General features: G+C 71.5%; 12 protein-coding genes. 6 read left to right on the top strand and 6 right to left on the bottom strand.

Annotated features, from left to right (window positions below; translation table 11 throughout):
- Positions 1–91: 91 nt before the first annotated feature.
- Together FHR37_RS06390 and FHR37_RS06395 are read right to left on the bottom strand one after the other, a co-directional pair.
- The gene (locus tag FHR37_RS06390) at positions 92–538 is read right to left on the bottom strand and encodes a hypothetical protein (protein ID WP_092883031.1); all 447 of its coding nucleotides are present in this window, start codon (positions 536–538) and stop codon (positions 92–94) included.
- A 58-nt stretch (positions 539–596) separates the two neighbouring features.
- Positions 597–1,448 (bottom strand): GntR family transcriptional regulator, encoded by an 852-nt coding sequence (locus FHR37_RS06395; protein ID WP_092883030.1) that lies wholly within the window; start codon positions 1,446–1,448, stop codon positions 597–599.
- A gap of 115 nt (positions 1,449–1,563) precedes the next feature.
- Between FHR37_RS06395 and FHR37_RS06400 the strand changes: the two genes are divergently transcribed.
- Positions 1,564–3,081: a hypothetical protein gene (locus FHR37_RS06400; protein ID WP_092883029.1), complete on the top strand. Its 1,518-nt coding sequence runs from the start codon at positions 1,564–1,566 to the stop codon at positions 3,079–3,081.
- Between the two features lie 69 nt (positions 3,082–3,150).
- Here FHR37_RS06400 and FHR37_RS06405 read toward each other — a convergent pair whose 3' ends face one another.
- A complete protein-coding gene (locus tag FHR37_RS06405; RefSeq protein WP_092883028.1) occupies positions 3,151–3,942 on the bottom strand; it encodes an alpha/beta fold hydrolase in 792 nt (263 codons plus the stop codon).
- A gap of 216 nt (positions 3,943–4,158) precedes the next feature.
- On the opposite strand from FHR37_RS06405, the gene FHR37_RS06410 reads away from it, so the two are divergent.
- The gene (locus FHR37_RS06410; protein WP_092883027.1) at positions 4,159–5,442 is read left to right on the top strand and encodes an alpha/beta fold hydrolase; all 1,284 of its coding nucleotides are present in this window, start codon (positions 4,159–4,161) and stop codon (positions 5,440–5,442) included.
- 95 nt (positions 5,443–5,537) lie between these two features.
- Positions 5,538–7,988, top strand: a complete 2,451-nt coding sequence (locus tag FHR37_RS06415; RefSeq protein ID WP_179770984.1) for a DUF222 domain-containing protein — start codon at positions 5,538–5,540, stop codon at positions 7,986–7,988.
- A gap of 97 nt (positions 7,989–8,085) precedes the next feature.
- Here the strand turns inward: FHR37_RS06415 and pepE are convergent, their stop codons facing one another.
- The 3 genes from pepE to FHR37_RS06430 form a co-directional block, all read right to left on the bottom strand.
- The gene (gene pepE, locus FHR37_RS06420) at positions 8,086–8,814 is read right to left on the bottom strand and encodes a dipeptidase PepE (protein ID WP_092883026.1); all 729 of its coding nucleotides are present in this window, start codon (positions 8,812–8,814) and stop codon (positions 8,086–8,088) included.
- Between the two features lie 124 nt (positions 8,815–8,938).
- Positions 8,939–9,805: an SDR family oxidoreductase gene (locus FHR37_RS06425; protein WP_092883025.1), complete on the bottom strand. Its 867-nt coding sequence runs from the start codon at positions 9,803–9,805 to the stop codon at positions 8,939–8,941.
- 16 nt (positions 9,806–9,821) lie between these two features.
- On the bottom strand, positions 9,822–10,502 hold the full coding sequence (locus FHR37_RS06430) for an NUDIX hydrolase (RefSeq protein WP_092883024.1): 681 nt from the start codon (positions 10,500–10,502) through the stop codon (positions 9,822–9,824).
- Positions 10,503–10,618: 116 nt separating this feature from the next.
- Between FHR37_RS06430 and nadA the strand changes: the two genes are divergently transcribed.
- From nadA to nadC, 3 genes are read left to right on the top strand one after another with little or no spacing between them, the layout of a single operon-like run.
- On the top strand, positions 10,619–11,635 hold the full coding sequence (gene nadA / locus FHR37_RS06435) for a quinolinate synthase NadA (RefSeq protein WP_092883023.1): 1,017 nt from the start codon (positions 10,619–10,621) through the stop codon (positions 11,633–11,635).
- Positions 11,632–13,290 (top strand): L-aspartate oxidase, encoded by a 1,659-nt coding sequence (locus FHR37_RS06440; RefSeq protein ID WP_092883022.1) that lies wholly within the window; start codon positions 11,632–11,634, stop codon positions 13,288–13,290. Before nadA ends, FHR37_RS06440 begins: the two co-directional genes overlap by 4 nt.
- Positions 13,287–14,231 carry a carboxylating nicotinate-nucleotide diphosphorylase gene (gene nadC, locus FHR37_RS06445; RefSeq protein WP_092883021.1) on the top strand — a complete coding sequence of 315 codons (945 nt, stop codon included), beginning with the start codon at positions 13,287–13,289 and terminating at the stop codon, positions 14,229–14,231. Before FHR37_RS06440 ends, nadC begins: the two co-directional genes overlap by 4 nt.
- Positions 14,232–14,427 lie beyond the last annotated feature (196 nt).

The following is a 14,427-nucleotide window of genomic DNA, read 5'->3' on the forward strand; positions in this document are numbered from 1 at the left end:
AACCGATCGCGAGCATAAGGCCTCGCGCGGTCGGCCGCAGGTCATCGGTCACATGATGGATACCCGGCTCGGATCTCCCGGCGTACGGAGCTCACGCCACCAACGCGGGCAGGAACCCGATCCGCTTGTTACCGGCGCACATCCAGCCCTGGTCGGTCAACAGGACCAGCGTCCCGTCCAGCACCGGCAGCCGGTGTTCGGCCTCCCGCCAGCCGTCGAACCACCGCTGGTCCTCGCTGGTGACGACCAGCGGACCCCGGCGTACGACGACGGTCAGGAAGGTATGTCGCGGCTGGCCGAGGATCAGCCGCGGCCCGAACAACCGCTCCGCCGCCCGCTGGATCAGGACGCCGCAGTGGCGGGCCTGCTCCGGCGCCTGGGCGGCGTCGTAGAGAACGGTCGTGTCGAGCAGGTGCTGGATGGTGCTGGGGTGCTCGAGGAGCCCGATGATGACCATGCCGGGCCGCAGCTGGTGACGCCGGGCGATCCCGGCGAGAGCCGCGGCCGGATCGCGAAGGTCCGACCTGGAAGTGGCCATACCTGATAGTGCGCCATTTTCGCCACCTGAGTGAGTTGTTTTCCACAGGTGGATCCCCTCATGTTGCTTTCTGTCGTACGTCTCGGCCGTTGCCGTTCCCGCCGCCGTTCCCGCTGCCGTTCCCGTCCGCCGGGTCTCCGTGGTGGCCGGCGCCGCGCCTCGCCCGGGCCAGGACGTCGTACCTGTCGCCGCGGTAGAGAGAGCGTTCGGCCTCCAGCACCCGGCCGCCGCCGTCCCGGGTCACCGCCTCGATCAGCAGGCAGGGCTGGTCGAGGGCGACCTCCAGGAGTTCGGCGTCGTGCGCCTCCGGCAGCACCGCGAGGATGCGGGCCTCGCTGGTCGCGGGTCGTACACCGAAGCGTTCCTCCAGCGTGTCGAACAACGAGTGCCGCTCCCACGCGAGCTCGTCCAGGCCCGGAAACCTGGCCAGGGACACGTCCGTACTCTCCCGCGCCATCGGATCCCCGTCGGCGGTGCGCAGGCGTACGAGGTGCAGCACGGGTGAGCCCGGCTCGACCTCCAGCCGCGTCGCCAGCCGGGGGCCGGCAGGCTCCACCGACGAGGACAGCACCCGGGAGCCGGGGGACAGGCCGCGGGCCCGCATGTCCCTGCTGAACGACGTGAGCAGGTCGGTGTGCGCGGGACGGGGTTCGGCGACGACGGTCCCGTGCCCATGTCGCCGGAAGAGGACACCGTCGGTGACCAGTCGTTGGATTTCCTGGCGTACGGTCGTTCGGGAGATCTCGAAGTGGTCGGCGAGGACGCGTTCGGACGGCAGCAGCGCGCCTGGCGGCAAGCGTCCGGCCAGGTCCTCCAGTATCTTGCGCAACTGGTGGCCCTTGGGTCGGCCGGCCGACAGGGCGCCGGTCGTCAGCGTGCTCGGGTCGATCTCGTGACGGGTCCGCGACATGGTCCAGTATCGACTGCGTCGACCTGGAACTCGCCCGAGATCGTCTCGTCCTCGATCGGCGCCTTGTGTGATCCTGGAGACGCCAGTGATCACCAGCTGGAGAGGATGTTGCCGGATGGGTCGCCACGACATGCTGCTGGCGCGGATGCCCGAGGAACTCGTCGACGACGCCCGCAACGTCGTCGACCTCCTGGTGGGCGACCTCCGGGACTTCAGCGAGGTCGGCCAGATCGAGATCCAGCGCTTCCTCTGGATCCTGCTGCCGGTCACCTGGGGGATGCCGTCGCAGGAGTGGCCGCGGGTCGCGGAGGCGTCCGCCCAACTGCTGGAGCTCGCCAGCCGGCCCACCCTCGCCGGGCTCGCCCGCTCGCCGGAGACCGCGGAGGTGTTCGGTGCGTACGCCCGCTCGCGCGAGGAGGGAATCGAGGCGGCCAACGCCGCGATCGAACGCACCGGCACCAACCCACCCGACACCGAACTGCTCACCTGGCGCCGGAGCGTCAGCAGCGCCGAGGCAAGCGCCTACGACGAACTGCAGCGGGTGCTGGAGACGGCGATCATCGCCGGGGAGTACGAACCCGGCCGGCCTGGCTGGCGGCGCAAGCAGCAGGCGCTGACCGAACGCTGGCTCACCACGCCGTCGCGGTACTTCCACAACGAGCGCCCCCTCGACGTCATCCACAAGGACCGCCGGGAGACCTGGATCGACGCGGGTCCGCAGATCCGCGGCCGCGTCCTCGGCCTGGTCGAGCCGCTGATCCACCGCCCGGTGACGGTGCCCTCCGCCGAGCCCGAGCCGCTGGTGTGGCTGCTCGCCCGGATCGGCGACGGCGTGCGGCTCACCCAGCGCGGCTACCTACCGCCGGAGATCGCCCGCGAGGCCGACGAGCTGTTCGGCTGGAAGCCGGCGCCCGGCCGGGTGACCCGTGAGCTGGACCTCCCGCAGCTGCGGGACCTGCACGTTCTGGTCCGCCATCACAAGCTGGTCGCGAAGCGGCAGGGGATGCTCCGCCTGTCGGCGCGGGGGCGGGCCGCACTGGAGGAGCCGGTCAAGCTGTGGGAGCTCGCGGCACGGGCCTGGCTCGGCGACTCGCCGTACGACCAGGCGGTGAACGAGGTCGCGGCGGCGATGCTGCTGACCAAGCCGACGTACTGGGTGCAGATGGCGGCGGCCGCCCACGAGATGGTGTCGCCGATGTTCCGCACGCCCGAGGGCGAGCCGGTCCACTGGCGGCTGACCCAGGCGGCGATCTGGATCTGGCTGCGGCGCGGGGCGATGTTCGGTTTCGTGACGTACGACCCGGAGGGCTGGGGAGGCGAGCTGGACGAGGACGTCACCGAGGACGAGATCTGCCCGGACTGCGGGGGGACCGTCCAGAGCGGATCCGAGGCCGATGACGCCGATGGCGCCGACGCCTGTGACGCCGATGACCGCGATCACGCCGGTGCTGGTGACGCCGGCGGCTTCGAGGTGACCGCACGCCCCGTCGGGGCCGGCGACGCGGCGGAGATCGCCGCGGGCCGGCTGCCCCTCGTGGTCGCCGCGTACAAGGGCGTTCACCTGTTGAGCGACACCGGGCGGTCGGCGGCGGTGACGGCGCTCCGGCTGCGCGCCAACGACCCGCACGACTGACCGACCCGCACGACGGACCGTACGACTGACCAGCCCGTACGACCGACCGGTCCGTACGGCTGGGCGACGTCAGTCCTCCCGGGGCGGGCACACCTCGTCGGCGAAGCTCGTCACCGCCCGCAGCCACTGCTCGGGAACGTCGCGGTGCAGGTGGTGGCCGCCGGGCAGCACGACGAACCGATCGGCGGGAACGCACCGCTCCGCGGCCAGCCGGTCCAGCCCGCGCAACGTGCTCAGCCGGCCGGTTCCGGACGGGTGGGGTTCGTCGGGAGCGACGAGGAACAACGCGGGGACGCGCAGAGTGCCGACCAGGGCGGGCAGGTCCCACGGGCGCGGCAGGCGCAGACCGGCCAGGAGCTGCTCGGCGTCGGTGGCGGCGATCGCCTCGGTCGCGTGTGAGATGTCCTCCGGACGCCACTGCGGATGGTTGCCGCGGAGTTGGAGTTCGAGGTGTTCGAGGTCCGAACGCGCGACCGTGGTCGCCGCGACGACCGCCTCGACCAGGGCGCTGCGGTCCTCCTCCCGGGAGCTGAGCGGCTCCTCCAGAACGACGGCCTGGGCGAGGTCGACGAACCGGTTCGCCAAGGCCAGGGCGACGACCGCGCCCAGGCCGTGGCCCGCGATGACGTCGACCCGGCCGGGCAGGCGTTCGGCGACGCCCTGCACGAGGGTCGGCAGGTCCAGCGGGTGCCCGTCGTGCGGTCTGTCGCCGTGGCCGGGCAGGTCGACCGTACTCACCTGCCATCCCTGGTCGGCCAGCGCGGGGCCCGCCCACCACCACGTGGAGGACTGGGACAGCTCGCCGTGTACCAACAGAATCCGGCCGCGCACAGGTCCGGGGCGCTCCCACCGAATGGTCATGCCGCATATGTAAGCGGACCGGCGATCTTTCGCCACGTCTTCCCCACCCGACCACCGCTTTTGGCCACTGGCAGGAACGGCGCCGGGACGCGGAGACGCGGCATCCCCCTATCTTGACGGGGGAGCGATCGACGTCGGCGGGCCAGCGCCCGGTCCGGCCCGGTCGAGGACCGCCGGCGGCCGGGTGCCGCCGGCCACCGAGCGAAGGAGGCGTCCGTGCGGTCGCGGACCTACCGTCAACGAGACCTTGCGTGCACCGAGTACTTCCTCGACGTACCCCTCGACCACGCCCGACCCGGCGGCGAGCGGATCGAGGTCTACGCGCGCGAGGTGGTGGACGCGGCCAAGGCCGACGCCGACCTGCCGCGGCTGGTCTACCTGCAGGGTGGGCCCGGTGGCAAGGGTCACCGCCCGACCAGCCGGAGCGGTTGGCTCGACCGGGCCCTGCGTGACTACCGCGTGGTCCTCCTCGACCAGCGCGGGACCGGCCTGTCCACCCCGGCCAACCGGCAGACCCTGCCGCGACGCGGCGACGCCCGGGCCCAGGCGGACTACCTCACCCACTTCCGCGCCGACTCGATCGTCGCCGACGCCGAACTCCTGCGCCGCGAGCTCCAGGCAGACCAGCCGTGGAGCGCGCTCGGCCAGAGTTACGGCGGCTTCTGCGCCCTCACCTACCTCTCCTTCGCGCCGGAGGGACTCAGGGAGGTGTTCGTCACCGGTGGGCTGCCGCCCCTGCGCGCCGGCGCGGACGAGGTGTACGCGCTCACCTACGAGCGCACGGCGGAGAAGAACGCACGGTACTTCGGCCGCCATCCCGGTGATCGCGACCTGTGTGCACGGATCGTGGAACACCTGCGCCACAACGAGGTTCACCTGCCGACGGGTGAACGCCTCACCGCCCGGCGGTTCCAGACGGCGGGCATGGGGCTGGGCATGCGGGGCAACTTCGACGGCCTGCACTACCTGCTGGAGGAGGCGTTCGTCGACGGGGTGGACGGGCCGGAGTTGTCCGACACGTTCCTGGCCGGCGTCGCGGGCGGGGTGAGTTTCGCGACCAACCCGTTGTACGCGGTGGTGCACGAGTCCATCTACTGCCAGGGCGAGGCCTCGGACTGGTCGGCCGAACGCCTGTACGCGCAGCGCCCGGAGTTCGCCCTCGGGCCGGACACGCCGTTCCTGTTCACCGGCGAGATGATCTACCCGTTCGTCTTCGACGTCGACCCCGCGCTGATGCCGCTGCGGGAGGCCGCGGACCTGCTGGCGGCCAAGGACGACTGGACTGCGCTGTACGACCCGGATCGCCTTGCCCGCAACGAGGTTCCGACGTACGCCGCGGTCTACTACGAGGACATGTACGTCGCTCGCGAACACTCGCTGGCGACCGCGAACGCCGTCGCCCGACTCACCCCGTGGATCACCAACGAGCACGAGCACGACGGTCTGCGGCTGGGGGGTGTATTCGGGCGGCTGCTCGACCTCGCGCGCGAGACGCCCTGACCGACTGCGTGCCAGGTTCTTGTCCACAGGTGGCGGATCGGCTTTCCCTTGTGGACGACGAGTTAGAGGTCGGTGGCAGCCGGTAGAGTTCGAACATGCATTCGACGACGCAGGACCTTCCCGGCAGCGGCGGCCATGGCACCGTCGCCCGGTTGAAGGCTGCGGTCGGTATGTTCCGCGCCGGACTCGACGACGCCCTGTCCACCCCCACCACCTACGTCGACGCCCGCGCCCTCGGTGACCTGATCGGCGAACTGACCGTGGAGGAGTCCCGGTTCGACGCGCTGAAGCTCGGGTGGGTACGTCAGGCCGAGGCCTGCGACATCGGCAAGACCACCGGTGCGGCGACCACGGCGGCGTGGCTGCGCACCACGCAGCGGATGGGCACGAAGGACTCCTACGCCACCGTCAACCTGGCCCGCGACCTGGACCGCACCATCACCCTGACGGCCCGCGCCATGGCACGCGGGGAGGTCTCCTTTCGGCACGCCCAGGTGATCGCCGCCGCGATCACCGACCTGCCCAAGTGGATCAGTCTCGAACAACGGGTGAAGGCTGAGGAGTATCTGATCGACGAAGCCAGGCGGCGTAATCCCGACGACGTGCGGGTGTTGGGGCGGGCGCTGCTGCAGTACCTCGCACCCGAGGAGTGGGAGAGACGGCTCGGTAAGGAACTCGGCGACGAGGAACAGGCCGCGCAGTGTGCACGGTCCCTGAAATACATCCCGAACGGCATCCCCGGGTCGGAGACAGTGGTGATCAAGTTACCGGTGCTGGAGATGGAACAACTCCGCAAGATCATCGAGATGCTCATCGCCCGCGACAACGCCCAAGCACCCGATGACCGGCCGCTGGACCAGCGGCGTGGGGACGCGTTCGCCGAACTCGTCGCCGCGATGGCCGAGTGGGAAGCCTCCCCCAACCGCGGACGTGGCAGAGACTGCGTCACCGTGCTGATCCACCTGCAGCAACTCGTGAACGGCATCGGGTTCGGCACCATCGACGACCTCAACCCCGTCCGCCCCATGCCCTGCGGATGCCAAACCCCCGACGCCAAACGCCAAGCCCAGCGCCAGGCCACCAAGCGCAAGGCCCGCAAGCCCAGCAAGAACGCCGACGGCACCGAGGACAGCAAGCCCGCGAAAGCCGCGCCCAGCACCGGCGCGGCCGGCAAGCCCAAGAACGCTGCGCCCAGCACCGGCGAACCCAGCACCGGCGAACCCAGGAACGCCGAGCCCGGCGAGAACGCCAATGACCTCAGGCTGGAACCCCGTCCGGGCCAAGGAGTCACCGAACCCGACGACACGAGCGGCCCCACCGCCGAGCTTGCTGACGCCGGCGAGACCGGTGACCTCGGCGACGCCGGTGAGCCGGATATGACAAGTGACCCCGTCCAGTCCGGCGACCCGGCCGATGCCGGTGACCTGGACGCGACGAGCGGCCCCGGCGAAACCGCCGAGCCTGCCGACCTCGACGACCCGGACGTGAACAGCGACCCCGTCCAGCCCAACAGCCAGGCCGGTACCGGCGACCCGGTGGCGGCTCCGGTCGGCGCGGAGACCACAGCGACCGCCTCGAAAGGTCAACCAGGCAATGAGAAACCACCACCCGGTCAGCCGGACCCGCCGGCCGGGGTCGCGGAGCGAATACCCGCACCGCGAGAACCCGGCCAGCCCCCACAACCGAACACCGCCACCGGTACCGGCCCCGAAACTGAGCCGGGACCCCGATGGGATCCGCAACCCGAACCAGCCACCGGGGATACGGAAACATATACCGGACCCGAGGACGACAACCTCGGGACCGAAGACGAGGACGCCGAACCCGAAGAGGGCGCGGCGGAGCCCGAGGCTGCCCTCGGCCCCGACGACACGAGCGCCCCACACGACCGCGACAACCCCTACGACCGCGACAACCCCTACGACCGCGACAACCCCTACGACCGCGACAACCCCTACGACCGCGACAACCCCTACGACCGCGACAACCCCTACGACCGCGACAACCCCTACGACCGCGACAACCCCTACGACCGCGACAACCCCTACGACCGCGACAACCCCTACGACCGCGACGACCCCGACGGCTACATCGACTCCCGCGACGGGTGTCAGAAGTGTGGTGGTGGCGGGTCGGCCCGCATCGCCGGCCTACGTGGGGAGCCGCTCTCCGTCGCCACGATCCGGAGGCTGGCGTGCGACGCGAACATCATCCCCGTCGTACTCGGCGGCAACGGAGAGGTCCTCGACGTCGGCATGGCTGACAGGTTCTTCACCGAAGCCCAACGCCGAGCCATCGCCGTCCGCGACGGATCCCACTGCCACTTCCCCGAATGCCAGGTCCCCGAACGCCGCTGCATCGCTCATCACATGACCGCCTGGGACGACCTCGGACCCACCGATCTCGCGAACGGGGTGCTGTTGTGCCGGACGCACCACACCTTCGTTCACCACAAAGGCTGGACCGTGCGGATGGGTGCCCACGGCCACCCTGAGTACATCCCGCCCGAGTGGGTGGACCTGCACCAGAACGTACTCCGGCCATGACAGGAGAGTCAGCGGTGACCCGAACCCCTGCGGTGTAAGCGGATCTGTGGGTCGGCTGTCGTGGACGGCCAGTACAACCACGGGTCCCGTCGCTGGCTCAGCCGGTCAGGTCGTACCGCGGCGTGGTGGACAACAGGTGGGACGCATCCTCGCCGGGGACGAGTTCGGCCGGCTCGGAGCCGCGGCCGAACAACCGCGCGCCGTTGACGCCGCCGAGGCGGGCCACCGCCCCGTCGACCCGCAGCCAGGCGCCTTCCCGGAGTCCCAGCACCGGCACGTCGTTCTCCTCCAGGAACTCCAGGATCCGCTCCTCCCGCGTCTCGCCCATGTGGGTGCTCGCCGGAGCTGGGTCGAGGTAGTGGGGGTTGATCTGGAACGGAACGAACCCGAACGTCTCGAAGGACGGCGGCGAGACGATCGGCATGTCGTTGGTCGTACGAAGCGTCGGAGCGGCCATGTTGCTGCCCGCACTCGCACCCAGGTACCGCAGTTCGCCGGCACGCACCCGGTCACCGATCGTCTCCAGCAGCCCGGTCGCGTACAACGCCTTCAACAGCCGGAAGGAGTTGCCGCCGCCGACGAAGACGGCCTCGGCTCGGGCCGCCTCCTGTCTCGGGTCGGCCACGGTGTGCACCCCGACGACGGTGATCCCGCGGGCCGCGAGGGCCGCGGCCATGACCGCCGTGTAACCGTCATGGTCCGACGACGCGTACGGCACGAACGTCAACCGGCGGTTGGCGCCGAGGAAGTCGTCGATCTCGTCCAGCGCGTGGGCGAGAAACTCCTGGCCGGGGGCGCGGGAGTTGGAGAGCAGCAGCAGGTCCATGGGCACAGAGTCCCAGGCCGGCCCGAGGGGCATGAGTGCGGAGCCCCGTGGCAGGCGCGAGCAGGCGTACAGAGGCTGTCCGGAGGGGGACACTGCGCGATGAGGCGGGGTGACCGGCCCTGTCCTAGTAGGCGGACCCGCCACGGCGAAGGAGTGCGGAGAACTCGGTCGCGGGATGCCCGGTCAGCTGGGGGATGTCGCCGGTCACGCCGGCGACCTCGCCGTTGGCGATGGCGGTGTACGTCGACACCCAGGCGTCGACCTGCCACCGCGGTGCTCCGTAGCCCGCGCGGGACGCGTACGCCTCCTCGATCGTCTCGTTCCGGTAGCGCACCGGGCGTCCCAGCTCGGCGGTCATCGTGCGCGCGACATCGTCCATGGACAGGGCCCGCGGCCCGGTCAGGGAGTAGGTCGCTCCGACGTGTGCTCCCGGGTCGAGCAGGACGGCGGAGGCGGCGTCGGCGATGTCGTCCTGGGCCACCGCCGCGACGCGTCCCTCACCGGCCGGGCCCCGGATCACGTCGTCGTCACCGACCATGGCCGGCAGGAAGTCGGCGTAGAGGTTGTCGCGCAGGAAGGTGAACCGGAGACCGGAGGCGCGGATGTGCTGCTCGGTCGCCCAGTGGTCGCGGCCGAGGGTGAACGTGCAGTCCGGTGCGGCTCCGTGGAAGGAGATGTACACCAGGTGTTCGACGCCCGCGGCCGCGGACGCGTCGACGAACGCCTGGTGCTGTGTCACCCGGTCCGGGGTTTCCGACGCCGACACCATGAGGACGGCTGGCACTCCCTCCAGAGCGGTGTGGACAGCCGAACGGTCACCGAACGCCGCACTCACGACCGACGCACCCGGCAGGTGCGGTGCCCGCGCCGGGTCCCGGACGACGAGTCGCTGACCGGCGCCCGCGGCGGCCAGCCGCCGCGCGACCCGTCCACCGAGCCGGCCGGTGGCGCCGGTGACGCCGATCGGGTGTGCGGTACGGGGGTTCGGCATCAGGAGTCCTCGCGCTTCAGCTGCGCACGGTCGGCGGACGGAGCACCGCGAACGGGTCGGTGATGAACATGTCCCGGCAGGTGAACCGGAACAACGCGGCGGGGCGGCCGCCGGTCGGCCCGGAGCCCGCGGTCTGGCCGGTCGCCTCCAGCTGCCCGCGCCGGGTGAGCACCCGCTGCAGGTTGGTCGCCGACACCCGGTGCCCGAGTGCCGCGGAGTAGACCCCGCGGAGCTCGGAGACGGTGAAGGTCGGGGGAGCGAGGGCGAACCCGAGATTGGTGTACGACAGCTTGGACCGCAGCCGGTCGCGGGCACGCAGCACGATGGCCTCGTGGTCGAACGCGGTCTTCGGCAGGTCGTCGATCGGGAACCACCGGGTGTCCTCGGGGAGCTCCGGGTCGTTGTCGCTCGGCACCAGGCCGAGGAACGCGGTGGCGAGCACCCGCGGCCCGGGCATCCGGTCGGGTGCGCTGAACACCGCGAGCTGCTCGACGTGGGACAGCTGGCGTACGTCGACCTTCTCGGCGAGCTGTCGTCGTACGGAACTCTCGACGTCCTCGACGGCACCGAGCCGGCCACCGGGGAGTGCCCACCTGCCTACCTGGGGTTCGCGGGCGCGCTGCCAGAGCAGGACCTGCAGTGACCGGGACCGGACCTGGAGAACTGCTGCCAGCACCTCATGCCCCAGTCGACTCACGCGGTGATACTATCTCGGGGAGTTTTCGCTCGTAAGTCGAAAACCCCAGGCGCCGGAAGCCTGGACGAAGACCCGGGGAATCCACTCCGGGTGAGGAACCCTGCCGGGAGGGTCACATGACCCCTGTCACTGAAGCTGTCCGCGCGAACACGGCCTACGACGAGGTGGTGCCGGACGACGCGTGGCGAGAAGAGGTACGCCGGCTCGCCGCCGAGCGCGGTGCGGTGCTGCTCGCACACAACTACCAGATCCCCGAGATCCAGGACATCGCCGACCACACCGGCGACTCCCTCGCGCTCAGCCGCATCGCCGCGGCCAGCGAGGCTTCCACCATCGTCTTCTGCGGCGTGCACTTCATGGCGGAGTCGGCGAAGATCCTCAGCCCGGACAAGACCGTCCTCATCCCCGACGCCCGGGCCGGCTGCTCCCTGGCCGACTCGATCACCGCCGACCAGCTGCGGGCCTGGAAGGCCGAGCACCCGGGAGCGGTGGTCGTGTCGTACGTCAACACCACCGCCGAGGTGAAGGCCGAGACCGACATCTGCTGCACCTCCGCGAACGCGGTCGAGGTGGTGGCCTCGGTCCCGGCCGACCGGGAGGTGCTGTTCCTGCCGGACATGTTCCTCGGCGCCCACGTCAAGCGGGAGACCGGCCGGGAGAACCTGCACATCTGGGCGGGGGAGTGCCACGTCCACGCCGGCATCAACGGTGCCGAGCTGGCCGACCGCGCCGCCGCCCAGCCCGACGCGGAGCTGTTCATCCACCCCGAGTGCGGCTGCGCGACGTCCGCGCTCTACCTCGCCGGTGAGGGCGCGGTGGCCGCGGACCGGGTGAAGATCCTGTCCACCGGCGGGATGCTCGACCAGGCGAAGGAGACCAAGGCGAAGTCGGTGCTCGTCGCCACCGAGATCGGCATGCTGCACCAGCTCCGCAAGGCCGCGCCGGGCGTGGACTTCCGTGCGGTGAACGACCGTGCGTCCTGCCGCTACATGAAGATGATCACGCCGGGCGCGTTGCTGCGCAGTCTCCGCGAGGGCACCGACGAGGTGCACGTGGCGCCGGAGATCGCCGCACGGGCGCGCGGAGCGGTGCAGCGGATGATCGAGGTCGGCAACCCCGGAGGCGGCGAATGAGCAGCCGCTGGGAGGCGACCGCCGATCTGGTCGTGGTGGGTACGGGCGTGGCCGGGCTCAGTGCCGCGCTGGAGGCGACGCGCGCCGGGCTGCGGGTCGTCGTCGTGACCAAGGCCGAGGCCGACGCCGGCAACACCCGCTGGGCGCAAGGCGGGGTTGCGGTCGTGCTCCCCGGCCAGCACGAGCCCGGCGACAGTGTGCGCAGGCATGTCGACGACACCCTGGTGGCCGGCGCCGGTCTGTGTGACCCGGCCGCGGTGGCGACGATTCTGGCCGACGGTCCGGAGGCGGTGGCGGGGCTGCGCACCGACGGGGCCGTGTTCGACCCCGCAGGTGACGACCAGCCCGGTCGCCACGGCCTGCTGGCGCTGGCCAGGGAAGGCGGGCACACCGCGTTCCGGGTGGTGCACGCCGGCGGTGACGCCACCGGCGCCGAGGTCGAACGCGCCCTGCTGGCCGGCGTACGCAACCAGCGGTTGACACTGCTCGAACGCCACGTCGCCGCCCGGGTGCTGCGGACCGAGGCCGGCACGGTGGCCGGGTTGCTGGTGCTCGCCGACGACGGCGTGGCGGGGGTCCTCCGGGCACCCGCCGTGCTGCTCGCCACCGGCGGGCTCGGCCAGCTCTACGAGACCACCACCAACCCCGACGTCGCCACCGCCGACGGGATCGCGCTGGCCCTGCGTGCGGGCGCGTCCGTGGCAGACCTGGAGTTCGTGCAGTTCCACCCGACCGTGCTCTACCCCGGGCGCGGTGCCACCGGTTCGCGGCCGTTGGTCACCGAGGCTGTGCGTGGCGAGGGTGCGGTGCTGGTCGACGCGGCGGGCGAACGCGTCATGGCCGGCGTCCACCCGCTGGAGGACCTCGCGCCCCGGGACGTGGTCTCGGCGGCGATCATCCGCCGGCTGGCCGACGTGCCCGGCGGAGTGGACGACCACGTGTTCCTGGACGCCACCCACCTGAAGGCGGAGGCCTTCCGGGCGCGCTTCCCCACGGTGTACGCCGCGTGCCGGGCGATCGGAGTGGACCCTTCGTCCGAACCGATCCCGGTGGCACCCTCGGCGCACTTCAGCTGCGGCGGCGTGGTGACCACCGTCGACGGCCGGACCGGGGTGCCCGGCCTGTACGCGGCGGGGGAGGTCGCCCGCACCGGCCTGCACGGCGCCAACCGGCTGGCCTCCAACAGCCTGCTCGAAGGACTGGTGGTCGGTCGCCGGGCCGCGAAGGCCGTGGTGGCGGACCTGTCCACCGGCCTGGCCGCGCGCCGGTCGGCGAGCCGGGCCGACGACGCGGCCGGCGCGCTGGAGGCCGAGCCGGTCGCGGACCGGCCCGGACTGCAGCAGCTGATGAGCCGGCACGCGGCGATCGGCCGGGACCAGGCCGGGCTCGCGATCGTGACCAAGTCGCTGGACGCGATGGCTGCTTCGCGCGTACGACCCGCCGGGCGGGCCGACGTCGAGGACGCCGCACTCCACCTGGCGGCCCGGGCGCTGGTGCTCGCGGCCTCCACGCGTACGGAGTCACGTGGCTGCCACGTCCGGCACGACCATCTCGTACGAGACGACCAACGGTGGCGGCGCAGTCTGGTGGTGGGCCTGGACACGTCCGGCGAGCCCACCCTGCTGCCCGCGCTCGACCTGGGAGGTGTGGCATGACGGTGCCCACTCGTTCGCGTTACGACTCCGACGACATCGCCGAGTCCGCACAGGGGTTCTCGCCCGGTGTGGCCGAGGCGCTGAGCCGCGCCGGCCTGGATGTCAACGACACCTTGCGGGTGCTCAGCACGGCGCTGGCCGAGGATCTGCGGTACGGCCCGGACGAGACGACGGCCGCGACCGTTCCCGTGGACGCGGTGGCCGAGGCGGAGGTCACGCCGCGGGTGCCGGGCGTCCTCGCCGGAGGCGTTCTCGTACCCGCCGTCTTCGACCTGCTGGCACCCGGAGAGGTGGAGGTGCTCCACCAGGTGGAGGACGGGACCCGGCTGGTGGCCGGCGAGCCCGCGCTGGTCCTGCGGGGACCGGTCCGGACGCTGCTCACCGGGGAGCGGCCGGCCCTCAACCTGGTGTGCCACCTGTCCGGCATCGCGACGCTCACCGCTGCCTGGGTGGACGCCGTCGCCGGGACCGGCTGCGCTGTCCGCGACAGCCGCAAGACGCTGCCCGGCCTGCGCCTGCTGCAGAAGTACGCCGTCCGGTGCGGCGGCGGAGTCAACCACCGGCTCGGACTCGGTGACGCCGTGCTGGTGAAGGACAACCACGTGCTCGCCGCCGGGTCCGCTGCCGCCGCGCTGGAGGCGGTTCGCCGGCACGCCCCGCAGCTGCCGGCCGAGGTCGAGGTGACCACGCTGGACGAGCTCGACTCGGTACTGGACGCCAAGGCGGAGCTGGTTCTGGTGGACAACTTCACCCCGGAGGAGTGCGCGGAGGCGGTCCGGCGTACCCGCGCGGTGGGAGGCGGAACCCTGCTGGAGGCCTCCGGTGGGCTCACCCTCGACGTCGCCCGGGCATACGCGGAGACCGGCGTGGACTACCTCGCGGTGGGTGCGCTGACGCACTCGGCGCCGGCGCTGGACCTCGGCCTGGACCTGCGGTCCTGATCCGACCGGCACCAGACCGGCACCAGACCGGCACCAGACCGGCACCAGAACAGCACCAGAACAGCACCAGAACGGCAACAGGCACAGGCGGCGGGCCGGTCCTGGCGCGAACGCGCCGGGCCGGCCCGCCGGCGTCACCTACCCCGCCGTGCCGGACCGAACGACTCGTCCACCACCGGCCGGTTGCACCTCGCGT

The organism is Actinopolymorpha cephalotaxi (assembly GCF_013408535.1).
Classification (GTDB): Bacteria; Actinomycetota; Actinomycetes; order Propionibacteriales; family Actinopolymorphaceae; genus Actinopolymorpha; species Actinopolymorpha cephalotaxi.